The following is a 26,382-nucleotide window of genomic DNA, read 5'->3' as shown; positions in this document are numbered from 1 at the left end:
CATGTTTTAAATTATGGCCGCTGGTAGGTTGTTCTTTTAGGCCGCAGCAAGGGAAATACGTAATGACACTATCGGCAGATCACAGCCCGACTGAAATAAAAAGTCGATAAAAGTTGAAAAATATTCGCCAGGCTTTCACGAAGCTTTCATTCGCTCAAGACCACGGTTATAAAGGCATCCAGAGTATGGCGCTCGTCATACCCTGTCATAAAAAAGACGTCAAAAATCTGCGTATAATGGATCCAAAAAGTCCACCATTAGCACGTGCATATATAGTACTTTAGGCATAGCGATATAGAACGCCTCTATAAAAATAAACGACCCGAACATCCAACCTATTGTTTCTGCCGAGATTTATAGTAATGAGCTTGAAGTTCCGTCATAAAATTCTGTTAGCAGCATCGGGTGTCGTGGTATTGGCATTCGCATTGTTCACGCTTTATAACGATTACCTGCAACGCACGACTATTCGTCAGAATCTCGAGACGTCGGTAGGACAGGCCGGGGAATTGACCGCCAGCAGTGTTCAGAACTGGCTGAGCGGACGCATTCTTGTTCTGGAAAACCTCGCTCAGGACGTTGCCTTCCAGGGTGTAGGGACAGACCTGAGTGGTCTGGTGTCCCAGTCCTCGCTGGTCTCCACTTTCCAGTTCACGTACGTCGGTGACAGCAAGGGCGCGTTTACCCAGCGTCCAAATGTCGAAATGCCGGCCGGCTACGACCCACGTCAACGGCCCTGGTACAAATCCACCATCGACGCTGGCAAAAGCATCCTGAGCGCGCCGTACCTCGCTTCGGTAGGCGGCCTGGTGGTGACTATCGCCAGTCCGATCAAGTCAGGCGGTCAGGTTTCCGGCGTGGCCGGTGGCGACTTGAGCCTCGATACACTGGTCAAGATCATCAACTCCGTTGAGTTCGGCGGTATCGGCTACGCCTTCCTGGTGAGCGGCGACGGTCAGGTCATCGTCAGCCCGGACAAGGATCAGGTCCTCAAGAACCTCAAGGACATTTATCCAGGCCAGACCCTGACCCTGGACAAGCGCCTGCGTGAAGTGACCCTCAATGGGCAAGAGCGCATCCTGTCCTTCACCCCGATCACCGGCCTGCCGTCGGCCGACTGGTATATCGGCTTGAGCATCGACAGAAACAAGGCCTATGCCCCCCTGAGCCAGTTCCGCAGTTCTGCGCTGGTCGCCGTGCTGATTGCCGTGGCCGTGATTGCCTTGCTGCTGAGCCTGCTGATCAGTGCGTTGATGCGTCCACTGACCGACATGGGTCGTGCAATGGAAGATATCGCCCAGGGTGAAGGCGACCTGACCCGTCGCCTGAACATTCAGGGCCAGGATGAATTCGCCCAGCTTGGCGGCGCCTTCAACCAGTTTGTCGAGCGCGTCCATGCCTCGATTGCCGAAGTGTCGTCGGCAACGGTTCAGGTGCACGACCTGTCGCGACGTGTGGTGGAATCCTCCAACGCCTCGATCACAGGCTTCGACGAACAAAGCGCCCGTACCAACAGCGTTGCCGCCGCGATCAACGAACTGGGTGCTGCCACCCAGGAAATTGCCCGTAACGCCTCCGACGCCTCTATCCAGGCCAGCGAAGCCCGTGAGCAGGCCGAAGACGGCCGCATCGTGGTAGAAAAGACCATAAGCTCCATGAGCGAGCTGTCGAGCAAGATCAGCGACTCCTGCTCCAGGATCGAAACCCTCAATGCAAGCACCGACAACATCGGGCACATTCTGGACGTCATCAAAGGCATCTCGCAGCAGACCAACCTGCTGGCGCTCAACGCAGCCATCGAGGCAGCACGTGCCGGCGATGCGGGCCGCGGCTTTGCCGTGGTAGCCGATGAGGTGCGCAACCTGGCGCATCGCACCCAGGTGTCTGCCGATGAAATCCACAAAATGATCGGCGAGCTGCAAAGCGGTTCGCAGCAGGCGGTCGTGAACATGAACGAGAGCCAGACCTCCAGCCAGGACAGCGTGGAAGTGGCGAATCAGGCAGGCAACCGTCTGCGCGACGTTACCCGGCGCATTGGCGAAATCGACGGCATGAACCAGTCAGTCGCTGCGGCCACTGAAGAGCAGACCGCCGTGGTGGAAACCTTGAACGTAGATATCAACCAGATCAACAGCCTCAATCAACAGGGCGTTGCCAACCTCAATGAAACCCTCAAGGACTGTGCGGCGCTGTCGCAACAGGCAGGACGTTTGAAGCAACTGGTGGACAGCTTCAAGATCTGATGAAGCCAGCCACGTCAGCCGTTTCCTGCGCAGGAAACGGCTGACGGGTTTCGTGCAGGATCGTTACTTCAGCGCACGCCAGGTGAACGGATAGCGGTAGTCCCGGCCGTCATTGGCCTTGATCCCCGCAATGACCGTCAACACCATCGCACCGATACAGACCAGTGCCAGCAGCGGAATCCCGATGACCACCACGAACAGCAGCATGCTGACAATGGAGGCAATCGAAACCGTGATCTGGAAGTTCAGCGCTTCCTTGCCCTGAGAATCCAGAAACGAATCAGCGTCCTTCTTGAGCTGCCAGATAATCAGCGGCCCGAGCAGATTGCCGAACGGGAAGATCAACCCGAAGAAAGCCGACAGATGACAGAACATCGCCCATTGACGCACTTCACGAGCAGGTTTGGAAAACTGGCTGTCACTCATTTGCGGCTCCTCGTTACTGCACGATTCAGTCGGCCAGTGCGGCACGCTGCAATTCAAACAACTCTGTCATGCCTTTCTGAGCCAGCGCCAGCATTGCATTCAACTCTTCTGGCTGGAATGGCGCGCCTTCGGCAGTACCCTGCACTTCGATGAAACCACCGGCGCTGGTCATGACCACATTGAGGTCAGTCTCGGCAGCGGAATCTTCCAGGTAATCCAGGTCGAGCACTGGCTCGCCTTGATACATACCAACGGAAACGGCAGCGATCATCTGCTTGAGCGGATCACCGCCCTTGAGGCCGCCGCGCTTCTTGATCACTTTCAGGGCATCGGCCAAGGCAACCATGGAGCCGGTGATGGAGGCAGTGCGCGTACCGCCATCGGCCTGGATCACGTCACAGTCGACGTAGAGGGTCACGTCGCCCAGCTTGGACATGTCCAGAGCAGCACGCAGCGAACGACCGATCAGACGCTGGATTTCCAGAGTGCGGCCGCCTTGTTTGCCGCGGCTGGCTTCGCGCTGGTTACGCTCACCGGTTGCACGCGGCAGCATGCCGTACTCGGCAGTCAGCCAACCCTGGCCCTGACCTTTCAGAAAGCGTGGTACGCCATTTTCGACGCTGACCGTGCAGATCACCTTGGTGTCACCGAACTCCACCAGCACAGAACCTTCGGCGTGCTTCGTGTAATTGCGGGTGATGCGGACCTGACGGAGCTGATCGGCAGAGCGACCACTTGGACGTTTCATCTGGAATACCTGTACTGGGACGGAAAACTGCCGAGCATTATAGAGGTCACAACCAAGGCTGGGCACATCTAAAAGTCGCAATACCGATACCGAATGGTTCAAAGGCTCTGGAACCGGGTTCTCCAGCACGAAGCGACGAAAAGGATAATGCCTTGCAATGCTTGTCACACTCGCGGATTGGGAGCCTGCGCCGCACTGCGCTACAATCCTGCGCCTTTGCAACCTGTCGGCTTTCACGACTTCCATGACTGCAGCGCGGCCGCGTTCATGGACCGAATACAAGAGGTACTTCCATGGTGCACAGCATGACGGCCTTTGCCCGCGTCGAACAGGCAGGCACTCAAGGCACATTGAGTTGGGAACTACGCTCGGTCAATCATCGCTACCTCGAGCCTCATCTGCGTCTGCCGGAATCCTTCCGGGACCTGGAGGGCGCGATTCGCGAAGCGCTGCGCCAGGGTCTGTCCCGTGGCAAGGTCGAGTGCACCCTGCGCTTCGTCGAGGAAACCGCCGGCAAACCGCTGCAGGTGGATCGCGAGCGTGCAAAACAACTGATTGCCGCCGCTGAAGCCGTCGCGGGCCTGATCAAGCAGCCCGCCGCCCTGAATCCTCTGGAAGTCCTGGCCTGGCCCGGCGTGCTCGTGGCCGATGCCACTGACCCGCAGGCCCTCAACAGCGCAGCCCTTGAGCTGTTCAACGAAGCCCTGACCGAACTGAAGAACGGTCGCGGTCGCGAAGGCGCGGATCTGGCCAGACTGCTCGATGAGCGCCTGACGTCCATCACTCAGGAAGTCGCCACCCTGCGCACGCTGGTGCCACAGATGCTGGCCACCCAGCGGCAGAAAATCACGGACCGCTTTGCCGACATGAAGGCCGAGCTGGACCCTCAGCGCCTGGAACAGGAAATGGTTCTGCTGGCGCAGAAAAGCGATGTCGCGGAAGAGCTCGATCGCCTGAGCACACACGTCACGGAAGTGCGTCGCGTGCTCAAGACCGGCGGACAGGCAGGCCGTCGCCTGGACTTCCTGATGCAGGAGCTCAACCGCGAAGCCAACACACTAGGCTCCAAGGCCTTCGACCCACGCAGTACCCAAGCCGCCGTCAACCTCAAGGTTTTGATCGAGCAGATGCGTGAACAAGTGCAGAACATTGAGTAAGGCTGAACCTGACATGACCCACAGTACCGGTACCCTGTACATCGTTTCCGCCCCGTCCGGCGCAGGCAAGACCAGCCTGGTCAAGGCACTGATCGACGACTCGGAAAAAAACTCCGGGCAACAGATCCGCGTTTCGGTGTCCCACACCACCCGCGCCATGCGCCCCGGTGAAGTCGATGGCGTGAACTACCACTTCGTCGATCGCGCCGAATTCCAGCGCATGATCGAACACGGTGACTTCCTTGAGCAGGCAGAAGTTTTCGGCAACCTCTACGGTACGTCGCAAAGCCATCTGCAGCAGACCCTGGACGAAGGCCACGACCTGATTCTGGAAATCGACTGGCAGGGCGCCCAACAGGTTCGCAAGCAGATGCCCCATGCGCGTTCGATCTTCATTCTGCCGCCAACCCAGCAGGCCTTGCGCCAGCGCCTGACCAACCGAGGCCAGGACAGCGACGAGATCATCGACGCCCGCATGCGCGAAGCGGTCAGCGAAATGAGCCATTACAAGGAATATGAGTCGATCGTGATCAACGATGACTTCGCCCATGCACTGGAAGACCTGAAAGCCATTTTCCGCGCCAACCGGCTCAGCCTGGAGCATCAGGAAGAGAAATACAGTCAGTTATTCAATGAGTTACTGGCCTGAACCGCCCTTGCGGGCAAGCTCTGACGCCTGCCCGCAACGCTCACCCTTCGGCGTGCCGCTTGAAGCTTGTGGCTAACCGCTTGTAAACTACCGAGTCCGCTCGCCCATCCGGGCACCGCGCATACGCATTTGCTACGAGGAATACCCATGGCCCGCGTGACTGTTGAAGACTGCCTGGAACACGTCGATAACCGCTTCGAGCTGGTCATGCTCGCTACCAAGCGTTCGCGTCAGCTCGCTACTGGCGGCAAGGAACCCAAGCTGGCTTGGGAAAACGACAAGCCTACCGTCGTTGCCCTGCGTGAAATCGCAGCTGGCCTGATGGATTACGCTGTCATCGCAGAAGCCGAAATCGTTGAAGATGAACCATTGTTCGCAGCGTTCGAGGACGAGTCCAGCGAGGCCGTCTAAGCCTATGCCGGGGCGATGTGGTTCGACGCAGTGTAAAAGCCACGCGCAAGGAGTAACGCCTTGCCGAGCATAGACGCACTCGCCGACCGCCTTTCGGCCTATCTTGGCAAGGACCAGGTCAATCTGGTCCGCCGAGCGTATTACTACGCCGAACAAGCCCACGACGGCCAGCGCCGTCGCAGTGGCGAAGCTTATGTAACGCACCCGCTTGCGGTCGCAAGCATTCTCGCCGACATGCACATGGACCATCAGAGCCTGATGGCTGCGATGCTGCATGACGTGATCGAAGACACCGGTATCGCCAAGGAAGCACTCAGCCTCCAGTTTGGCGAAACCGTGGCCGAACTCGTCGACGGGGTCAGCAAGCTGACCCAGATGAACTTCGAGACCAAGGCCGAAGCCCAGGCTGAAAACTTCCAGAAAATGGCCATGGCCATGGCACGCGATATTCGCGTGATCCTGGTCAAGCTCGCCGATCGTCTGCACAACATGCGCACGCTGGAAGTCCTGTCCGGTGAGAAGCGCCGCCGCATCGCCAAGGAAACCCTCGAAATCTATGCGCCCATCGCCAACCGGTTGGGCATGCACAGCGTTCGCATCGAATTCGAGGACCTGGGTTTCAAGGCCATGTACCCCATGCGTTCTTCGCGCATCCATCAGGCGGTCAAGCGCGCCCGTGGCAATCGCAAGGAACTGGTCAACAAGATCGAAGAGTCCCTGAGCCATTGCCTGGCCGTGGACGGAATCGAAGGCGAAGTCAGCGGACGGCAGAAACACCTCTATGGCATCTACAAGAAGATGCGCGGCAAGCGTCGCGCCTTCAACGAGATCATGGATGTCTACGCCTTCCGCATCATCGTCGACAAGGTAGACACCTGCTATCGCGTGCTGGGCGCTGTACACAATCTGTACAAGCCGCTGCCCGGTCGCTTCAAGGATTACATCGCGATCCCCAAGGCCAACGGCTATCAGTCGTTGCACACCACTCTGTTCGGCATGCATGGCGTGCCCATCGAAATCCAGATCCGCACCCGCGAAATGGAAGAGATGGCCAACAACGGGATTGCCGCGCACTGGCTGTACAAATCCACCGACGACGAGCAGCCAAAGGGCACCCACGCCCGCGCCCGTCAGTGGGTCAAGGGTGTACTGGAGATGCAGCAACGCGCTGGCAACTCCCTGGAATTCATCGAAAGCGTGAAGATCGACCTGTTCCCGGACGAAGTCTACGTCTTCACGCCAAAAGGCCGGATCATGGAGCTGCCCAAAGGCTCCACGGCAGTGGACTTCGCCTATGCGGTCCACACCGATGTCGGCAACAGTTGCATCGCCTGCCGGATCAACCGTCGGCTGGCGCCGCTTTCCGAACCGCTGCAAAGCGGCTCGACCGTCGAAATCGTCAGCGCACCGGGCGCACGCCCGAATCCGGCATGGCTGAACTTCGTGGTCACCGGCAAGGCCCGCACCCATATCCGCCATGCGCTGAAACTGCAACGCCGCTCCGAGTCCATCAGCCTGGGCGAACGCCTGCTGAACAAGGTGCTCAACGGCTTCGAGAGCACCCTGGACAAGATCGCTCCCGAGCGCATCCAGCTGGCGCTGAACGAATACCGCGTCGAAGTGCTGGAAGACCTGCTCGAAGACATCGGCCTGGGCAATCGCATGGCTTATGTGGTCGCCCGCCGCCTGCTGGGCGAAGGCGAACAGTTGCCAAGCCCTGAAGGCCCGCTGGCGATTCGCGGCACCGAAGGCCTGGTACTCAGTTACGCCAAGTGCTGCACACCAATCCCCGGCGACCCGATTGTCGGCCACCTGTCCGCAGGCAAGGGCATGGTCGTGCACCTGGACAACTGCCGCAATATCAGCGAAATCCGCCACAACGCGGAAAAATGCATCCAGCTGTCCTGGGCCAAGGATGTCACTGGCGAGTTCAATGTCGAGCTGCGCGTGGAGCTGGAACACCAGCGCGGCCTGATTGCCCTGCTGGCCAGCAGCGTCAACGCCGCCGACGGCAATATCGAAAAGATCAGCATGGACGAGCGCGATGGTCGCATCAGCGTTGTCCAACTGGTCGTCAGCGTTCACGACCGCGTGCATCTGGCCCGCGTGATCAAGAAACTGCGCGCCCTGGCAGGAGTGACACGCATCACCCGCATGCGCGCCTAGCCACCCCATCATCAGGAGTTCTTCATGACCAAGACTGTCATCACCAGCGACAAGGCCCCTGCAGCCATCGGCCCTTACTCCCAGGCAATCAAGGCTGGCAATACCGTCTACATGTCCGGGCAAATCCCTCTGGACCCCAAGAGCATGGAACTGGTCGAAGGCATCGAAGCCCAGATCGTTCAGGTCTTCGAGAACCTCAAGTCTGTCGCTGAAGCAGCCGGTGGCTCCTTCAAGGACATCGTCAAGCTGAACATCTTCCTGACCGACCTGGGCAACTTCGCCAAGGTCAACGAGATCATGGGCAAATACTTCGAGCAGCCTTATCCGGCCCGCGCCGCCATTGGCGTTGCCGCACTGCCACGTGGCGCCCAGGTAGAAATGGACGCGATTCTCGTCATCGAATAAATCATCCCGGCGGAGCGCCAGCCGCTCCGCTCCCTGCAAAGGAAGGACTCCGCTATGCGCTCCGCGCTCGCCATCTCACTGCTGGCCGCCCTCCTGACTGGCTGCGCCAGCCATGCCGACCGCAACCCCGACGGTACCTGGATCAACCAGAGCGCCATCGACGCTGCCGTAAAAGGCGGCAACCTGCGCGAAGCCCTGCTTGCCAACGGTCCAAACCTGGAATGGCAGGTCAACACCCAGGCCAATCAGGCCATCTATTCCAACGGTTTCGAGCTCGGCGAAGGCAAGATCTCCAGCGCAGCCGACGGCAAGCTGAACGTCAATTTCTACGGCAGCTTCTCTGAAAACCTGAGCATCAAGGGCGACCACCTTGTTCAGGCCGCCAGCGAATCCGGCCCGGAACAACATTTCGAGAAGCCGAAAAACCCGGCTCCGGAAGGCGCGCCATCAGGTAGCAGCTTTGAAAGAGCTCTGTATGGTGCCTACATGGGCGGCAAATGGACCATCGTCAGCGGCGACGGTCAGGGCAGCGTCGTGCAGTTCATGCCGGACGGCAGCGTGCAGGGCCTTCCGGAAAACGATCGTTACGCCCTGTGCCTGGCGGGCGATTGTGCAGCCATGAGCGGCGAATACGACAGCATGTGGCTGGAAAAGAACGAGCAGGGCAGCCCGTGGATATTTGCCCGCAAAGGCAAGCAACTGGAAATCTTCCAGGCCCTCAACGCGGCTGGCGCAGGCGAGATGCCTCAACTGCGTCCAGGCGAGCGTCGCTGGCTGCTTGAGCAGCAGTGATGCATCCGTGAAGACAGGCCCGACCATCAGGATGGCCGGGCCTGCTTCTCACTACCCCAGCAACGCTGCATACCCCGCACGATAATCCGCATACTCCGGCGCCCAACCCAGCGCCCGCGCCCTGGCATTACTGCATCGCTTGCTGCCTACCCGCTGCACACTCACATCTTCGGACCATTCGGTCACGCCCAGGTATTCGCGGATCCAGGCCACCACATCGCCAAGCGCCGCCGGGTCGTCATCGACACCCAGGTAGCAATCCTCCAGCGCCACACCTTTTGCATCGGCTTCAAGCAGAAAAGCCAGCAACCCCGCCGCATCGTCCGCATGAATACGGTTGGCATAGACCGGCGGATCGACACGCACGCTATGGCCCTGACGCACGCGATTGGAGAGGTCGTTGCGACCAGGTCCGTAAATCCCCGTCAGGCGCACCACCGTAGCGGGCCAACCGCTGCCGAGGGCAACCTGTTCGGCTTCCAGCATCACCGTGCCGGTATAGCCTGACGGCTCGGTTGCGGAGGTTTCATCGACCCACTCACCCTGTTGCTGCCCGTAGACACCGCTGCTGGAGACAAAGAACACCCGCCTGGGTTGCTGGCCGTGCTGCTTCATCCAGCTCAAGACATGGGAAAGACCTTCGACGTAGGCACGTCGATAACCGTATTCGTCCCTTTGCGTGGGTGTGGCGCAATACACCAGATAATCGATGGACTCTGTCGGCCAGTCCTGTGGCTCCAGCCAGTCGAACAAGTCGCCTTTCACCGGAATCACGCCTTCGGGCAACTGTGACGTATCACGTCGCAAGCCATGGATCCGCCACTGGAGAGGCAGCAACCGGGTGGCAAGACGACAACCTATATCGCCACAACCAGCGATCAGAAGAGAAGGAGCGGACACCTTGTACCTCCACATAACGACGGATGAATCCGAAAAATAATCAGGAATAAGAGCGCCTGATGTTATTTATTGAAAAAAAGATACATTATTACTTCTGCTAACAAGAACGATTTGCAATAATACCCGTCCATTTGTCCACGCACTTTCGTCGAGCCGCTAGAACGACGTCCCGGGACAATCATTATTTCCATTTCAGGTCAGGCCAGCATGACACGTATTCAATCACCCGCTTCGCCAACCAAGCTACCTCGCCTGCCACGTGCATGGCGTGGTGTGGCTGCCCTTGTGTTGAGCCTGATGCTCGCACCTGTCGCTCTCGCTGACCAGTCGGCCCCGGCCACTCCGGCACCACAAGCGGCTGCCGCAGCTCCAGCCACCGCACCTGCTGCCCAGCCTGAAGCCGTTGCGCCTGCCGATACTCTGGAACCTGTCGCCGAAGAAGCCGGCCTGGGCATGGCTCACGACCTGTCGCCATGGGGCATGTACCAGAACGCCGATATCGTCGTAAAAGCCGTGATGATCGGCCTGGTCATCGCTTCGATCATCACTTGGACCATCTGGATCGCCAAAGGCTTCGAACTGCTGGGCGCCAAGCGTCGTCTGCGGGTTGAAATCGCCGGCCTGAAAAAGGCCCGTTCCCTGAGCGACGCCAGCCAGAGCGCCAACAAGGAGGGCACGCTGGCTCACTTGCTGGTCCATGACGCCCTGGAAGAAATGCGTCTTTCAGCCAACAGCCGCGAGCGCGAAGGTATCAAGGAACGTGTCAGCTTCCGTCTGGAACGTCTGGTCGCTGCCTGTGGCCGCAACATGAGCAACGGCACCGGCATGCTCGCCACCATCGGTTCGACCGCACCCTTCGTCGGTCTGTTCGGCACCGTGTGGGGCATCATGAACAGCTTTATCGGCATCGCCAAGACCCAGACCACCAACCTGGCCGTGGTTGCACCCGGCATCGCAGAAGCCCTGCTGGCAACTGCACTGGGTCTGGTTGCAGCCATTCCTGCGGTGGTGATCTACAACGTCTTCGCCCGCTCCATCGCTGGCTACAAGGCTCAGGTTTCCGACGCATCCGCTCAGGTTCTGCTGCTGGTCAGCCGCGACCTGGACCACCTGCCGGAAGCCGACCGCAACCAACAGCAACCGCACATGGTAAAGGTGGGCTAAGACGTGGGCCTGCATCTTAACGAAGGCGGCGACGATCTCGCCGAGAACCATGAAATCAACGTGACGCCGTTCATCGACGTCATGCTGGTACTGCTGATCATCTTCATGGTCGCGGCACCTCTGGCGACCGTGGACATCAAGGTCGATCTGCCAGCGTCCACCGCAACACCGCAACCTCGGCCCGAAAAGCCGATCTTCCTCAGCGTCAAGACTGACAAGAGCCTGTACCTGGGCGAAGAGAAAGTCGCTCGCGAGCAGATTGGCCAGGTACTGGATGCCAGGACCAAGGGCAAGAAAGACACCACCATCTTCTTCCAGGCCGACAAGGGCGTGGATTACGGCGATCTGATGGAAGTCATGAACACCCTGCGCGGTGCCGGCTACCTGAAAGTCGGTTTGGTTGGCCTTGAGACGGTTGGTAAAAAATGATCAGTACGCGCCAAACACTGACGCGCTATAGCGGTAGTCTGTTGTTGGTGCTGGCTGTGCATGCCATCGCGGTGATCGTCGCACTCCGCTGGCCGGCATCGCAGGCCATCGAGCTGCCGCCGGCCGCCATGATGGTCGAACTGGCACCTTTGCCCGAACTCGCACCGCCACCACCGCCGCAGGTCGTTCAGCCGCCGCAACCGCCAGCACCGGAAGAAGAAGTCCCGTTGCCGGATCTGGTCGAGGCGCCAAAGCCGGAAATCGCAGTTCCCAAGAAAGTGGAAAAGCCCAAGCCAAAACCGCAGCCGCCAAAGCCGCAGAAGAAGCCTGAGCCTCCACAGGAGAAACCTGCTGCCGAAAAACCGGTGGACACCCCGCCGACAACGGCTCCGCCCGAGAAATCGGCTGCACCACAGGCACCGCCCAGCCCGCCGTCTCCACCCAGCACGGCACTGCCAAGCTGGCAGAGCGACCTGCTACGGCACCTGAGCAAGTACAAGAAGTATCCCGAAGATGCCCGCCGTCGCGGCATGCAAGGGGTAGCCCGTCTGCGCTTCGTGGTCGATGCGGAAGGTAATGTCCTGTCCTACTCGATTGCCAGCACTTCAGGCAGTCCGGCGCTGGACCGAGCCACCATGGAGATGATCCGTCGTGCTCAACCCTTGCCAAAACCGCCAGCGGAAACCCTGAACAACGGCACGATCGAGATCCTGGCACCTTTCGTTTATTCCCTGGATAAACGCTGAATAACACTTTTGTTACTCATGAGTGCTTCTGATAACGTGCGTCTATCGATTGCACCCGCTATGCTGGGGCCGCAACTTCATGGACGCACGTTATGACCCTTACAGAATTGCGCTATATCGTCACGCTTGCTCAAGAGCAGCATTTCGGCCACGCCGCCGAACGCTGCCACGTCAGCCAGCCCACACTCTCGGTGGGCGTTAAAAAGCTCGAAGATGAACTGGGTGTGCTGATTTTCGAGCGCAGCAAGAGTGCTGTACGTCTGACGCCTGTCGGTGAAGGCATCGTTGCCCAGGCCCAAAAGGTGCTGGAGCAGGCACAAGGCATCCGCGAGCTGGCCCAGGCGGGCAAGAACCAACTGACGGCGCCGCTGAAAGTCGGCGCTATCTACACCGTCGGCCCGTATCTGTTTCCGCATCTGATTCCACAACTGCACCGGGTCGCCCCGCAGATGCCGTTGTACATCGAAGAAAACTTCACTCACGTCCTGCGCGACAAGCTGCGCAACGGTGAGCTGGACGCGGTCATCATCGCCTTGCCTTTCAACGAAGCCGATGTGCTGACCCTGCCACTCTACGACGAGCCCTTCTCGGTTCTGATGCCGGCCAACCATCCATGGACCCAGAAAACGTCCATCGATGCCTCGGCACTCAACGACAAGAGCCTGTTGCTGCTGGGCGAAGGTCACTGCTTCCGGGATCAGGTCCTGGAAGCCTGCCCGACGCTGACCAAAGGCGGCGAAGGCGCCCGGCATACGACCGTGGAATCCAGCTCGCTGGAAACCATTCGCCATATGGTCGCCTCAGGACTGGGTATCTCGATCCTGCCGCTGTCGGCAGTGGACAGCCACCATTACGCTCCTGGCGTCATCGAAGTTCGCCCGCTGACGGCCCCCGTACCTTTCCGTACGGTCGCCATCGCATGGCGCGCCAGTTTCCCAAGGCCCAAGGCAATCGAGATTCTTGCTGACTCCGTACGCCTGTGTTCAGTGGCTCGTCCAAAAACAGAAGCAAGCTAGGCAGAGAAAATGAGCGAGCTTTCCAAAGTCTCGGTCACGGCGCTCAAGGGCGTCGGCGAGGCCATGGCTGAAAAGCTGGCAAAGGTGGGCCTGGAAAACCTGCAGGATGTGCTGTTTCACCTGCCGCTGCGTTATCAGGACCGGACTCGCATCGTCCCTATCGGCGCGTTGCGTCCTGGCCAGGATGCGGTGATCGAAGGCGTGGTCAGCGGCGCCGATGTGGTCATGGGCAAGCGCCGCAGCCTGCTGGTGCGACTGGGTGACGGCACAGGCGTTGTCAGCCTGCGCTTTTACCACTTCAGCAACGCCCAGAAGGAAAGCATGAAGCGCGGGACTCATCTGCGCTGCTTTGGCGAAGCCAGACCCGGCGCTTCGGGCCTGGAAATCTACCACCCCGAATACCGGGCGCTGACCGGCGACGAACCCGCGCCTGTCGAGCAGACCCTCACACCGATCTATCCGACCACCGAAGGCCTGACCCAGCAACGCCTGCGTCAGCTCTGCCAGCAAAGCCTGGCGATGCTCGGCCCCAAAAGTCTGCCGGACTGGCTGCCCGAAGAGCTGGCACGTGACTACCAGTTGGCTCCGCTGGACGATGCGATTCGCTATCTGCATCATCCGCCCGCCGATGCCGACATCGAAGAACTCGCCCTGGGCCATCACTGGGCGCAACACCGTCTGGCGTTTGAAGAATTGCTGACCCATCAGCTTTCCCAGCAACGGCTGCGTGAAAGCCTGCGTGCGCAGCATGCACCGGCCTTGCCCCTGGCGAAGAAACTGCCCAGGCAGTTCCTGGCCAACCTGGGCTTTCCACCCACCGGCGCACAGCAGCGGGTCGGCAAGGAAGTGGCTTACGACCTCAGCCAGCCAGAGCCCATGCTGCGCCTGATTCAGGGCGATGTGGGCGCGGGCAAGACCGTCGTCGCTGCACTGGCAGCACTCCAGGCACTGGAAGCCGGTTATCAGGTTGCCTTGATGGCGCCGACCGAGATCCTCGCCGAACAGCACTACATCAACTTCCAGCGCTGGCTTGAACCGCTGGGCGTGGGCGTAGCCTGGCTGGCGGGCAAGCTCAAGGGCAAGGCCCGCGCCACGTCACTGGAACAGATCGCCAGCGGCACGCCCATGGTGGTGGGTACTCATGCACTGTTCCAGGATGAAGTGCAGTTCAAGAGTCTGGCGCTGGTCATCATCGACGAACAGCACCGCTTCGGCGTCCAGCAACGTCTGGCTCTGCGCAAGAAAGGCGTGGGCGGCATGATGTGTCCGCATCAGTTGATCATGACCGCGACCCCCATTCCGCGAACCCTGGCCATGAGCGCCTACGCCGACCTGGATACCTCGATCCTCGATGAACTGCCGCCTGGGCGAACACCGGTCAATACCGTGCTGGTAGCCGACAGCCGTCGCATCGAAGTCATCGAGCGAGTGCGCGCTGCCTGTGCAGAAGGTCGCCAGGCCTATTGGGTCTGCACACTGATCGAAGAATCCGAAGAACTGACCTGCAAGGCCGCCGAGACTTCGTTCGAAGAACTGAGCAGTGCGCTGGGAGAGTTGCGGGTCGGGCTGATTCACGGGCGCATGAAGCCTGCGGAAAAGGCCGCGATCATGGCCGAGTTCAAACAGGGTGCACTGCAATTGCTGGTAGCGACCACAGTCATCGAAGTCGGCGTCGATGTGCCCAACGCCAGCCTGATGATCATCGAAAACCCCGAGCGCCTCGGGCTTGCCCAGTTGCACCAGTTGCGCGGGCGTGTCGGACGCGGCAGTGCCGTCAGCCATTGCGTGCTGCTCTACCATCCGCCGCTTTCACAAGTCGGCCGTCAACGCCTGGGCATCATGCGTGAAACCAATGACGGGTTCGTCATCGCCGAAAAGGATCTGGAACTGCGTGGTCCGGGTGAAATGCTGGGAACCCGACAAACGGGCCTCCTGCAGTTCAAGGTGGCTGATCTGATGCGTGATGCCGATTTGCTACCTGCCGTGCGAGATGCGGCCCACGCGCTTTTGGAGCGCTGGCCACAGCATGTCAGCCCCTTGCTTGAGCGCTGGTTGAGACACGGTCAACAATACGGTCAGGTGTGACGCAGGCAACGCTTTGGGAAGCGCATGCGGCCCAAAACAAATAAGCTGGTTATACTGCCGACATTGTAGGAAAACGGACAAAGACCATGACAGAAGTTGCCCACGTCGATGACTCTCACCAAGCCCCGTCGGTAATCCGGCAACTGCTTGAAAAACTGGCCATCTCCTGTAACGAAGTCGTGGATGACACGAGCCTGCCGGCATCGCGTAAAGTCCAGGCCGTGCTGGTCGAAGACGCTGTTGGCGCGCTACTGATCCTGTTCCCGCAGAGCCAGTTGCTGGACCTCAACCGGATCACCGAGTTGACCGGTCGCCAGTTGGCAGCCGTTCCCCATGATCGCCTCCTGCGCATGCTCGCCAAGCACAACCTGCATGCCCTGCCGGGCTTGCCAGCCCTGACCAGTTCTCCCTGCCTGTATGACGATCGTCTGCTGCAGGAACCTGCGTTACTGATTGGCTCCGGAGAGCCGGGCGTTCTGCTGGAAATCAACAGCGAAGACTTCAGGGGCATGCTGAGCAAGGCCAGTGCAGCGCATTTTGGCGAACTGCTGAGCGGTATTCATCCAAACCTCGATCGTCCCGATGACGACCGCGAAGAAATCACCCAGGCCATGCATGCCTTCACGGCACGGCGCATCCAGCAACGCCTGGAAGCGACGCTGGAAATTCCACCGCTGGCCGGTACTGCGCAGAAGATCATCAAGCTGCGTGTCGACCCTGACGCAACCATCGATGACATTACCGGCGTGGTTGAAACCGACCCTGCGCTGGCCGCTCAGGTCGTGAGTTGGGCCGCTTCGCCCTACTACGCCTCGACAGGCAAGATTCGCTCGGTCGAAGACGCCATCGTCCGCGTGCTGGGTTTCGATCTGGTCATCAACCTGGCGCTGGGTCTGGCACTTGGCAAGACCCTGAGCCTGCCCAAGGACCATCCACAGCAGACAACGCCTTACTGGCAACAGTCGATCTACACCGCTGCGGTCATTGAGGGCCTGACCCGTGCCATTCCGCGCGCCAAGCGCCCGGAAGGCGGCCTGACCTATCTGGCCGGCCTGCTGCACAACTTCGGCTACCTGCTGCTGGCACACGTGTTCCCGCCGCATTTCTCGCTGATCTGCCGTCAACTGGAGGTCAACCCGCATCTGCATCACAGCTATGTCGAGCATCACTTGCTGGGCATCAGCCGCGAACAGATCGGTGCCTGGCTGATGCGTTACTGGGACATGCCGGACGAACTGTCCACTGCGCTGCGCTTCCAGCATGACCCGTACTACGCGGGCAAGCATTGCGAATACGCCAACCTGATCTTTCTGGCGGTCCGCCTGCTGAGCGCCAACGGCGTCGGTTCGGGCCCTCAGCAGGAAATCCCGGACGAGTTGTTCGAGCGCCTGGGCCTGAGTCGTGAAAAAGCCAACGAATCTGTCAGAAAGGTTCTGGAAGCCGAAGTCATGCTGCGTGAACTGGCGTCTCAGTTCTCCCAGTAATCGGCTTTTTCGCGAATGAATTCGCTCCCACATCCCGTCTGTGAGAACGAATTTATTCGCGAATCCCTTTCACCATTGAAAGGTAAGTGAAAGCTTCTGCAATTAGGATCACCTCACCACCGGCAAAAGACCGGCTAGCCAGCAAGCGTGTTCAACACACCCTGCGGCCCAATTAACAACAATAAATGGTGATTGCGATGCTTGTTCCTACCCCGATTCATACCCTTCTTGCGTCTCCCCTCCACGTATTGCCTCTGCTGAGCTGACTCGTTCGTTTCACCGTTCTGTAGCCGTATTACGTCTGGAGTATTCCTATGTTGACTTTCCTTGGCTTCGCCATGGTTATTGCGTTCATGTACCTGATCATGAGCAAACGCATGACCGCGCTTATTGCCCTGATTATCGTACCGATCATTTTTGCCCTGTTCGGCGGCTTCGGCCCGCAGATTGGCCCGATGATGCTGGCTGGCATCACCAAGCTGGCGCCAACCGGCGTCATGCTGATGTTCGCAATTCTCTACTTCGCTCTGATGATCGACTCGGGCCTGTTCGACCCGGCCGTGCGCAAGATCCTGAAAATGGTGAAAGGCGACCCGATGCGCATTTCGGTCGGCACTGCCGTGCTGGCGCTGGTGGTTTCCCTGGACGGTGACGGCGCGACCACTTACATGATCTGCGTCGCAGCCATGCTGCCGCTCTACAGCCGTGTCGGCATGAGCCCGCGCATCATGGCTGGCCTGATCATTCTGGCTGGCGGCGTGATGAACATGACACCATGGGGCGGCCCGACCGCTCGCGCAGCCAGCGCCCTGCATGTGGATGCCTCGGATATTTTCGTACCGATGATCCCTGCCATGCTGGCCGGTGTGGTCGCGATCCTGGTCATTGCCTACTTCTACGGCAAACGTGAACGTGCCCGTCTGGGTGAACTGCATCTGCAAGGCGATGAAATCGACCACAGCGAAATCAGTGTTTCGCAGTTCCCGGATGCCCGTCGTCCGAAGATGATCTGGTTCAACGGTGCCCTGACGCTGGCGCTGATGGTCGCCCTGATGATGAGCCTGCTGCCTCTGCCCGTGCTGTTCATGATCGCGTTCAGTATCGCGATGATCATCAACTACCCGAAACTTCAGGACCAGAAAGACCGTGTTGCGGCACACGCCGGTAGCGTTCTGTCGGTAGTCGGCCTGATCTTCGCCGCCGGTATCTTCACCGGCATCCTGACCGGCACCGGCATGGTCGACGCCATGTCGAAAAGCCTGCTGGCTGTGATCCCGGAAGCGATGGGGCCTTACCTGGCGGTCATCACTGCACTGGCGAGCATGCCGTTCACCTTCTTCATGTCCAACGATGCGTTCTACTTCGGCGTATTGCCGGTACTCGCGGAAGCGGCTGCCCATTACGGCATCACGCCGGTGGAAATGGCTCGCGCCTCGATCGTCGGCCAGCCGGTTCACCTGCTCAGCCCGCTGGTTCCATCGACCTATCTGCTGGTAGCACTGGCCGGTATCGACTTCGGTGATCACCAGCGCTTCACCCTGAAATGGGCGATCCTGGTCTGTATCTGCATCCTGATCGCTGCACTGCTGATGGGTATCTTCCCGCTGGTCAGCAGCGTTTAATCAAGCCGTTCTCCCCGCCGCCAACCTGACCGTTGGCGGCGGGCACCAGTCAGAAAAGACATATTCCTTGTCGCTGTCCTGATAGCGACGTCAATACACTGATTTATGACAGTTTTATTTCAATAGACCAGTGCCTGTGCGATGCTGGCGCCAAGGCCAAAGGCCGACTAAAAGCTTTAGTAGAGCGTCATAAAATATTTCCGCTCGCTACACGCTGCACCTTCAATCCTTTGCCCTGAATGGGGCACGTCTCAGGGGGCTCTCAGTATGCTGACCCTGCTCGATTTGTTATCCGCCGTGGCCCTGCTGATCTGGGGCACGCATATCGTGCGCACCGGAATCCTTCGCGTGTATGGCGCCCAGTTGCGCCGCGTCCTCAGCCAGAACATGTCCAAACGACCTCTCGCGTTTATCGCGGGCATTCTGGTCACCGCATTGGTGCAGAGCAGCAACGCCACCGCCATGCTGGTGACGTCGTTCGTGGGCCAGGGCCTGATGACCCTGACTCCCGCGCTGGCGATCATGCTCGGGGCCGATGTGGGAACGGCGCTGATGTCCCGCGTGCTGACCCTGGACCTGTCGTGGCTTTCACCGCTGCTGATTTTCCTCGGGGTGATTTTCTTTCTGTCGCGCAAACAGACACGGGCAGGGCAATTGGGCCGGGTCGCTATCGGACTGGGTCTGATCGTACTGGCATTGCAACTGATCGTTAGCGCGACCACGCCCATCACCCAGGCCTCCGGGGTAAAAGTGCTGTTCGCCTCACTGACCGGCGACCTGATGCTCGATGCCCTGGTCGGCGCCCTGTTCGCGCTGCTTTCCTATTCCAGTCTGGCGGCGGTATTGCTGACCGCCACGCTGGCAGGAGCCGATGTGATTGGCCTGCCTGTCGCAATCGGTCTGGTGATCGGCGCCAACATCGGCAGCGGGCTGCTGGCCTTTCTCAGCACCAGCATGCAAAACGTCGCCGGTCGGCAAGTGGCGCTGGGCAGCCTGCTTTACAAGCTGCTGGGCCTGTTGCTGATCATTCCGGTGCTCGACCCGCTGGTGCACTGGCTTTCTTCCCTGGGCTTCAGCCCTCAGGAACTGGTGATCGGTTTTCACCTGATCTACAACACCGCACGTTGCCTGCTGATGCTGCCCACCGTTGGCCCGATGGCGCGCCTGTGCGCCGCATTGCTGCCCTATCAGGCCGAAGCCAACGGCCCGGCCAAAGCCAGGCATCTGGACCTCGCCGCCTTGTCGACACCCAGCCTGGCATTGGCCAATGCCGTGCGTGAAACCTTGCGCATGGGCGACCTGATCGAAAGCATGCTGGGCTCGATGCTCGCGGTACTGCGCGGCACGCAAACGGCCGTCACCCAGGAAGTTCGCCGACTGAACGATGATGTGGAAGCACTCTATAGCGCGATCAAGCTGTATCTGGCCCAGATGCCTCGCGAGGAACTGGGCGAGCACGATAACCGTCGCTGGGCAGAAATCATCGAGCTGACCATCAACCTGGAACTGGCCAGCGACCTGATCGAGCGCATGCTGCGCAAGATCCAGCAGCAGAAGACCTCCCAGCGCCGCTCGTTCTCGGAAGTCGGCCTGGAAGAACTGGCCGACCTGCATGTCCAGTTGCAGTCCAACCTGCGTCTTGGCCTGTCGGTCTTTCTCAGTTCGGATGAAGAGAGCGCCCGCCAGTTGCTCAGGGAAAAGCGCCGCTTCAGGGCACTGGAACGGCGTCTTGCCCATGCTCACGTCAGCCGCCTGCAACGCAAGGTCGTGCAGAGTATCGAAACCAGCTCGCTGCATCTTGAGCTCATCGCTGACATGAAACGCTTGAACTCGCTATTCTGCAGCAGCGCCTATGCCGTGCTGGGAGCCGCCGATACCGGAGCCTTGTCGAGCGAGAGCATTCAAGAGCAATCGGTGTGAACGTCCCAGGCAGCGCGAAGTCTGTTAAACATACCGGCCCGCAAGGAAAGCTGCTTTATGCGTTGCCTGCTGTTCGCTTGTCTGCTTCTGAGTTCTCTCCCTTCGCTGGCCCTTGATCGTCTTCAGGTCGAGGGCTATCTGTTGCCTAACGGCCTGCAAGTGCTGCTCAAACCGGGTTATGAAAAGGGTCATGTCGCGATTCGGCTGGTGGTCGGCATCGGCTTCGATGACTTCGCCTGCCAGGACAAGGAACTGCCGCATCTGCTGGAGCACTTGCTGTTCAGCGGCACCGACGACAGCGGCGAAGGCGGCCTTGAAGAGCGCATGCAAGCCTTGGGTGGCGAGTGGAATGCGTTCACCAGCAACACCGACACCACATTCGTGATCGAGGCACCGGCCAGCAATCAGCGCAAGATTCTCGATCTCTTACTGGAGATCCTGACCAATACGGAACTGCTGCAAAGCCGCTTCGATGAGGTCAAGCGCATCGTCGAGCGCGAAGACGGCGGCCACTTTTCCCATCTGCAACGCCTGCTCGATCGTCGCGAGTCCGGCACCGGTGCCAGCAATCAGCTGGCGATGGAACTGGGCCTCAAATGTGCCGAGCGGCCGCAGGTGGATGACATCACCCTCAAGCAGGTCGAGGATGTTTTCGCGAGCTGGTACGCCCCCAACAACATGACGCTGATCGTGGTCGGCGACCTCGACCGGTTGCTGCCCAGCTATCTGGAGCGGACTTACGGGCAGCTCAACCCGATCGATCCTATCGAGCATCCGCCGCTGGCCGAAAGCAATGGCACGGCCCAGGCTTCCAGCACTCTGATACGCGGCATGCTGGGCGAGGGCGCACGTTTGCACCTGACCTTCGCCGAGCCGCAGCTCGAAAAACAGCACGACGAAACCTGGGAACTGGTCGAGGCCTATCTGGACTGGGCGCTCTACACAGAGCTGCGCCTCAAGCACGGTTTGTCTTATGGACCATCGGCTGATCGTGAGGTCTTCGGGGAAGTCGGCTTCATGAGCCTGAATGCCGACCTTGAGCGCGATGACATCCATGAAGCCGAGCAAAGCATTCGCACTCTGCTCAAGCGCCTGAGCAAGGAAGGCATGCAACCGGCCACCTTTGCCCGCCTGCAACAGGCCGCCATTGCCAGACAGGCCTGGGCCGTGCAAGGCAACAGTGCGCTGGCCGATTATTACTGGGGGGCGCTCAATGACTATGAAAACGGGCGCTTTGTCGACCCGGTCAAACGCATCAAGGCCGTGAGCCTGGACACCGCCAATCACGCCATGCGCCAGTTGCTGGCCAAGCCCGGTTACTGGCGGGTCGAAAAATCATTGCTGAGCTACGACGACTTGTATGGGCTGGCTGCACTGGTTGTCGGCCTGATCGGGCTGCTGGTGTTCTGGCGAGTGCGCAAGCGTCTTCGCAAGTGATCGAGGCAGCACGGTATTTACACAGAAACAGGCATTGATATGCTGCCGGGGTTTTAAAGCCGATGAAAGTGAATTGCCAAGATGCCTGACTGGAACTCCTACGTAACCCGCACCCTGGGATTGATACGACGCTATCCGGGGGTGATTGCGGCAGGGGGTTTCATCTCCGGGATCGCCAGTTTCATTCTGGTGGACCGTCAGGCGGGTCTGGCGACCTGGATCGCGATTGTCATGCTGATCAGCTGGCTGTGGCTGATGATCGAAAACAGCGTGGTACGGCTGTTCAGCAAGACGTTCGGTCGGGAAATACCTCAGGGCCTGCTGCGTTACGGTACGCAACTGATCCACCAGGAAAGCCTGTTTTTCGTGCTGCCGTTCTTTTTCGTCACCACGACCTGGAACAGCGGGCAACTGGTGTTCACGGCCTTGCTGGGGGCCGCAGGCCTGATCTCGATCATCGATCCGCTGTACTACAAATGGCTGGCGCCACGCCGCTGGCTGTTCATGGCCCTGCATACCCTGACGCTGTTCGCGGCACTGCTCACGGCGCTGCCCATCATTCTCAACCTGACCACTTCGCAAAGTTACAAACTGGCACTGGGCACCGCCATGCTGCTGTCCTTTCCCAGTCTGGCCTCCAGCTTTCCGATCAATACCTGGCGACGCGGCGTAGCGGTCATCGCCGTGACGCTGGCGGTGGGCAGCGCGGGCTGGCTGCTGCGCTCCTGGGTGCCGCCAGCAACCTTGTGGCTGACCGAAGTCGCCATCAGCACCGACTTCGACAACAAGAACCGCACACCGGGCGAGAGCATCAAGCAGATAAGCGCCACGCAGCTACGCCGCGACGGCTTGTACGCCTACACCGCCATCAATGCCCCGCGAGGTCTTGAAGAACGCATCTACCATGTCTGGCGACGTGACGGCCAGGAAGTGGAGCGCATCGCGCTGGATATCCATGGCGGCCGCAAGGAAGGCTATCGTGCCTGGACCCACAAGCAGAACTTCCCGAAAGACGTGGTCGGGCGCTGGCAGATCAGGGTGCTTACCGAAGACGGGCAAATGATCGGTGTGCTGCGCTTTGAAGTCACCGATACCGATCAACCGGCCGTCACCCGGCCAACAGGTCGGCTGATCAAGCTCAAACCGGGCGGCGATGATGAAAAGCCTGAGCCGCAACCGGCTCCAGAGCAGAAGAGCGAACCGGAACAGGAGCAGGAAAAACCTGCGTCTCAGCCAGCGCCCGAAGCGCCGGCTGCGCAATGACGAATCAGGTCGCGGTCGCGCCGAAGAACCAGTAGCAGACCAGAATGGCAGCGACGACACCCGAGAACTCGGCCAGCAGGGCGCAGCCCACCGCATGCCGAACCCGCTGGATGCCCACTGCACCGAAATACACCGCCAGCACGTAGAAGGTGGTTTCAGTACTGCCCTGAATCGTGGCGGCAGCCAGCGCGGCAAAGCTGTCCACGCCCTGGGTCTGCATGGTTTCGATCAATAGCGCCCGTGCGGCGCTACCGGAGAACGGCTTGACCATGGCGGTCGGCAGGGCATCGACGAAACGCGTGTCCCAGCCCAGCCATTCCACCAGATGGCGGATGCCTTCAAGACCGAAGTCCAGCGCACCGGAAGCCCGCAGCACACCCACCGCACACAGCATCGCCACCAGATAGGGCAGCAGATTCTTGGCAACATCGAACCCTTCCTTGGCGCCTTCGACAAAGGCCTCATAGACCTGCACCTTGCGCAGCGCACCAATGATCATGAACAGCATGATCAGGCCGAACAGCGTGAGGTTGCCGAGAATGGAAGAGAGGCCGGCCAGTGCCGCCGCCGACAGCGTTCCCAGAAAGGCCATGAAGCCACCGAGCAGCAGCGCGCCCGGAATCAGATAGGCCAGCACCACCGGGTCCCACAACCGCAGGCGCTGCATGAACGCCACCGACAGCAGGCCCACGATGGTCGATACGCTGGTGGCCAGCAGGATCGGCAGGAATACCAGCGTCGGGTCAGGCGCGCCTTGCTGGGCGCGGTACATGAAAATCGTCACCGGCAGCAGCGTCAGGGACGAGGCGTTAAGCACCAGAAACAGGATCTGCGCGTTGCTGGCAGCCGTCTGGCTGGGGTTCAACTCCTGTAGAGAACGCATCGCCTTGAGCCCGATAGGCGTAGCGGCGTTATCCAGGCCCAGAGCATTGGCGGCGAAGTTAAGGGTAATCAGGCCAAGCGCGGGGTGGCCCGGCGGCACTTCGGGCATCAAGCGCAGAAACAGCGGGCCGAGCACTTTGGCCAGCCAGTCGACAATCCCGGCCTTTTCGGCAATGCGCAGAAAGCCCAGCCAGAGCGTGAGCGTGCCGAACAGCAGCACCATCACTTCGACCGACAGCTTGGCCATCGCAAAGATGCTTTCGACCATCGCGGCAAAAATACCGGCGTTGCCCCCAATCAGCCATTGCCCCATGGCAGATACGCACGCAACGACAAAAAAACCAAGCCACAAGCCATTGAGCATCGGATATGTCCCTCACAAGATGCGGCGATGATAACAATCGGGAGCAGCAGATACGACAAACCCCGGAAAGTCCGGGGTTTGTCGGTGCAACCGATCAGCGATCAGTCAGCGAGCGGAGTGGCAGCAGGAACCGGGTCCTTGCTGCGCCAGTGCGGCAGGGAATTCCAGTAGCGCTGGCCCTTGGCCTCGTCGTACATGCCTTCCCAACGAGCGATAACCAATACCGCCAGGGCGTTGCCGATCACGTTCAGTGCGGTACGCGCCATGTCCATGATGCGGTCGACACCGGCGATGAATGCCAGGCCTTCCAGCGGGATACCCGCGCTGCCCAGAGTGGCCAGCAGTACCACGAAGGAAACGCCCGGAACGCCCGCGATGCCTTTGGAGGTGACCATCAGGGTCAGCACCAGCATCATCTGCGCGCCGACCGACAGATCGATGCCGTACAACTGGGCAATGAAGATGGCCGCGATGCTCTGGTACAGGGTCGAACCGTCGAGGTTGAACGAGTAGCCGGTCGGTACCACGAAGCTGCAAATGGCTTTCGGCGCGCCGTAGGCTTCCATCTTCTGGATCACACGCGGCAGGACCGTTTCGGAGCTGGCGGTGGAGTAAGCCAGGATCAGCTCGTCCTTGAAGATGCGGATCAGCTTCATGATCGAGAAGCCGAACATGCGGGCGATCAGGCCCAGCACCACGAAGGCAAAGAAAGCGATGGCCACGTAGACCAGGATCACCAGCTTGGCCAGCGGCAGCAGGGAAGCGAAACCGAAGTTGGCGACTGTCACCGAGATCAGCGCGAATACGCCGATCGGGGCGTAGTTCATGATCATGTGGGTGACTTTGAACATGGTTTCCGAGACGCCCTGGAACATCTTCACCAGCGGATCACGCACTTCGGCTTGCAGGCTGGAAAGGCCCAGACCGAACAGCACCGAGAAGAAGATGATCGGCAACATTTCGCCACGCGCCATGGCAGCGAAGATATTGGAAGGGATCAGGTTGAGGATCGTCGCGATAAAGGCGTGATCGTGCTGAACCTCGGCAGTGGTCTGCTGATACTTCGAGATATCGACCGTGCCCAGGGTGCTCATGTCGATGCCCGCGCCCGGCTGGAACACGTTGGCCAGAACCAGACCGACAAGGATCGCGATGGTGGTGACGACTTCAAAGTAAATGATGGTCTTGAGACCGATGCGACCCAGCTTCTTCGCGTCGCCCACACCGGCAATACCGACGATCAGCGAGGCAATCACGATCGGGATCACGATCATTTTGATAAGACGAATGAAGATATCGCCTGCTGGTTGCAGGATATTACTGATCCACCAGGCCTTCTCGGCACTGAAGTGGTTGAGCAACGCACCGAGGGCAATCCCCAGTACCAGTCCAATCAGAATCTGCCAGGCCAGACTCAGCTTTGCCTTCTTCATTCATTTACCCTTGTTTTTAGTGGCTGGACATATCCATAACCGACATGCTGAAACTGCTTTTACAGAGGCAGTGTCGAAACCGGAAACACCCAGAAAAGGCCCCTGCAAACGAGCGTTCATGCTCTATTGCAGGTGAAAAAAGGCGCAACTATTCCCATGGCACACAGGCACGTCTAATGCCATAAACGACTACCTCATGCCGAATCGGCATAACAAAATGAAATTTCGTATCTAATAGCGACACAAAAAAGTTGTCCCTATTGCCTCCCAAAGTGGCTAGAACGTCGCCTCCAGCCTGGCAAGAGAAATTGGCAACGGCTGCGTGGCAGAGAGCCAACCGGCCAGTACCCTTACGAAGAAATATTGGATCGACGGTCATTCTGGCGCGGTGGAACAGGCTGATTTGCCCCATGAATCCACCGCTTGGCGGCATACATTCAGCAACATATTTGGCAACGGGGAAAAGTGCGCAAGAAGTTGCACACTTGATTATTGATAATCCTGTGCATATTTTAATGCAGACTTTTTACTTCAACTCTTACAGACGACTGCGCAAGAAATTGCACAGCCGTGAGCAACTTTTTGCGCCATTCATCCCGGCCGGTTTTTTGCCCTACCGGGAATAGGAGATACACCGACT

Annotated in this window: 23 protein-coding genes; 18 read left to right on the top strand and 5 right to left on the bottom strand. The window is 59.3% G+C overall.

Annotated features, from left to right (window positions below; genetic code table 11):
- Positions 1-362 precede the first annotated feature (362 nt).
- Positions 363-2,243, top strand: coding sequence for a methyl-accepting chemotaxis protein (locus KGD89_RS00580; protein ID WP_025257884.1), 1,881 nt, complete (start codon positions 363-365; stop codon positions 2,241-2,243).
- A gap of 63 nt (positions 2,244-2,306) precedes the next feature.
- On the opposite strand, the gene KGD89_RS00575 is transcribed toward KGD89_RS00580, so the two are convergent.
- A complete protein-coding gene (locus KGD89_RS00575) occupies positions 2,307-2,669 on the bottom strand; it encodes a DUF4870 domain-containing protein (protein WP_025257883.1) in 363 nt (120 codons plus the stop codon).
- 25 nt (positions 2,670-2,694) lie between these two features.
- Complete coding sequence (gene rph / locus KGD89_RS00570) at positions 2,695-3,417, bottom strand: ribonuclease PH (RefSeq protein ID WP_025257882.1); 723 nt, start codon at positions 3,415-3,417, stop codon at positions 2,695-2,697.
- Between the two features lie 293 nt (positions 3,418-3,710).
- On the opposite strand from rph, the gene KGD89_RS00565 reads away from it, so the two are divergent.
- The 6 genes from KGD89_RS00565 (at position 3,711) to KGD89_RS00540 (ending at position 8,997) form a co-directional block, all read left to right on the top strand.
- Entirely contained in the window at positions 3,711-4,574 is an 864-nt protein-coding gene (locus tag KGD89_RS00565) for a YicC/YloC family endoribonuclease (RefSeq protein WP_025257881.1), read from the top strand.
- Positions 4,575-4,587: 13 nt separating this feature from the next.
- On the top strand, positions 4,588-5,223 hold the full coding sequence (gene gmk / locus KGD89_RS00560; protein WP_025257880.1) for a guanylate kinase: 636 nt from the start codon (positions 4,588-4,590) through the stop codon (positions 5,221-5,223).
- A 147-nt stretch (positions 5,224-5,370) separates the two neighbouring features.
- Complete coding sequence (gene rpoZ / locus KGD89_RS00555) at positions 5,371-5,634, top strand: DNA-directed RNA polymerase subunit omega (protein WP_025257879.1); 264 nt, start codon at positions 5,371-5,373, stop codon at positions 5,632-5,634.
- A 60-nt stretch (positions 5,635-5,694) separates the two neighbouring features.
- A complete protein-coding gene (gene spoT, locus KGD89_RS00550; RefSeq protein WP_025257878.1) occupies positions 5,695-7,800 on the top strand; it encodes a bifunctional GTP diphosphokinase/guanosine-3',5'-bis pyrophosphate 3'-pyrophosphohydrolase in 2,106 nt (701 codons plus the stop codon).
- Positions 7,801-7,824: 24 nt separating this feature from the next.
- Positions 7,825-8,205 (top strand): RidA family protein, encoded by a 381-nt coding sequence (locus tag KGD89_RS00545; RefSeq protein ID WP_025257877.1) that lies wholly within the window; start codon positions 7,825-7,827, stop codon positions 8,203-8,205.
- A gap of 54 nt (positions 8,206-8,259) precedes the next feature.
- On the top strand, positions 8,260-8,997 hold the full coding sequence (locus KGD89_RS00540; protein WP_025257876.1) for a hypothetical protein: 738 nt from the start codon (positions 8,260-8,262) through the stop codon (positions 8,995-8,997).
- 51 nt (positions 8,998-9,048) lie between these two features.
- Here KGD89_RS00540 and KGD89_RS00535 read toward each other — a convergent pair whose 3' ends face one another.
- Entirely contained in the window at positions 9,049-9,897 is an 849-nt protein-coding gene (locus KGD89_RS00535; protein ID WP_025257875.1) for an SDR family oxidoreductase, read from the bottom strand.
- Positions 9,898-10,104: 207 nt separating this feature from the next.
- On the opposite strand from KGD89_RS00535, the gene exbB reads away from it, so the two are divergent.
- The 10 genes from exbB (at position 10,105) to KGD89_RS00485 (ending at position 23,063) form a co-directional block, all read left to right on the top strand.
- Complete coding sequence (exbB, locus tag KGD89_RS00530) at positions 10,105-11,061, top strand: tonB-system energizer ExbB (protein ID WP_025257874.1); 957 nt, start codon at positions 10,105-10,107, stop codon at positions 11,059-11,061.
- 3 nt (positions 11,062-11,064) lie between these two features.
- Positions 11,065-11,490, top strand: coding sequence for a TonB system transport protein ExbD (gene exbD, locus KGD89_RS00525; protein ID WP_003377967.1), 426 nt, complete (start codon positions 11,065-11,067; stop codon positions 11,488-11,490).
- Entirely contained in the window at positions 11,487-12,236 is a 750-nt protein-coding gene (locus KGD89_RS00520; RefSeq protein ID WP_025257873.1) for an energy transducer TonB, read from the top strand. The genes exbD and KGD89_RS00520 overlap by 4 nt, the downstream gene beginning before the upstream one ends.
- Before the next feature lie 92 nt (positions 12,237-12,328).
- A complete protein-coding gene (locus KGD89_RS00515; RefSeq protein WP_025257872.1) occupies positions 12,329-13,252 on the top strand; it encodes a hydrogen peroxide-inducible genes activator in 924 nt (307 codons plus the stop codon).
- Positions 13,253-13,261: 9 nt separating this feature from the next.
- Complete coding sequence (gene recG, locus KGD89_RS00510; RefSeq protein WP_025257871.1) at positions 13,262-15,337, top strand: ATP-dependent DNA helicase RecG; 2,076 nt, start codon at positions 13,262-13,264, stop codon at positions 15,335-15,337.
- A gap of 86 nt (positions 15,338-15,423) precedes the next feature.
- On the top strand, positions 15,424-16,821 hold the full coding sequence (locus KGD89_RS00505; protein ID WP_025257870.1) for an aminoacyl-tRNA deacylase and HDOD domain-containing protein: 1,398 nt from the start codon (positions 15,424-15,426) through the stop codon (positions 16,819-16,821).
- Positions 16,822-17,135: 314 nt separating this feature from the next.
- Positions 17,136-18,443 (top strand): CitMHS family transporter, encoded by a 1,308-nt coding sequence (locus KGD89_RS00500; RefSeq protein WP_025257869.1) that lies wholly within the window; start codon positions 17,136-17,138, stop codon positions 18,441-18,443.
- 267 nt (positions 18,444-18,710) lie between these two features.
- A complete protein-coding gene (locus KGD89_RS00495; RefSeq protein ID WP_025257868.1) occupies positions 18,711-20,363 on the top strand; it encodes a Na/Pi cotransporter family protein in 1,653 nt (550 codons plus the stop codon).
- Positions 20,364-20,420: 57 nt separating this feature from the next.
- The gene (locus KGD89_RS00490; RefSeq protein WP_025257867.1) at positions 20,421-21,800 is read left to right on the top strand and encodes a M16 family metallopeptidase; all 1,380 of its coding nucleotides are present in this window, start codon (positions 20,421-20,423) and stop codon (positions 21,798-21,800) included.
- 81 nt (positions 21,801-21,881) lie between these two features.
- Positions 21,882-23,063, top strand: a complete 1,182-nt coding sequence (locus KGD89_RS00485) for a DUF5924 family protein (RefSeq protein WP_025257866.1) — start codon at positions 21,882-21,884, stop codon at positions 23,061-23,063.
- A gap of 4 nt (positions 23,064-23,067) precedes the next feature.
- Here KGD89_RS00485 and KGD89_RS00480 read toward each other — a convergent pair whose 3' ends face one another.
- Together KGD89_RS00480 and gltP are read right to left on the bottom strand one after the other, a co-directional pair.
- Complete coding sequence (locus KGD89_RS00480) at positions 23,068-24,309, bottom strand: nucleoside recognition domain-containing protein (RefSeq protein WP_025257865.1); 1,242 nt, start codon at positions 24,307-24,309, stop codon at positions 23,068-23,070.
- A gap of 101 nt (positions 24,310-24,410) precedes the next feature.
- A complete protein-coding gene (gene gltP, locus KGD89_RS00475; RefSeq protein ID WP_025257864.1) occupies positions 24,411-25,742 on the bottom strand; it encodes a glutamate/aspartate:proton symporter GltP in 1,332 nt (443 codons plus the stop codon).
- Positions 25,743-26,152: 410 nt separating this feature from the next.
- Between gltP and KGD89_RS00470 the strand changes: the two genes are divergently transcribed.
- Positions 26,153-26,368 carry a hypothetical protein gene (locus KGD89_RS00470; RefSeq protein WP_143008711.1) on the top strand — a complete coding sequence of 72 codons (216 nt, stop codon included), beginning with the start codon at positions 26,153-26,155 and terminating at the stop codon, positions 26,366-26,368.
- The last annotated feature ends 14 nt before the right edge of the window (positions 26,369-26,382 follow it).

Source organism: Pseudomonas cichorii, from assembly GCF_018343775.1.
GTDB lineage: Bacteria > Pseudomonadota > Gammaproteobacteria > Pseudomonadales > Pseudomonadaceae > Aquipseudomonas > Aquipseudomonas cichorii.
The sequence above is the reverse complement of the archived record's forward strand: the minus strand, read 5'-3'. Positions and strand labels throughout refer to the sequence as shown.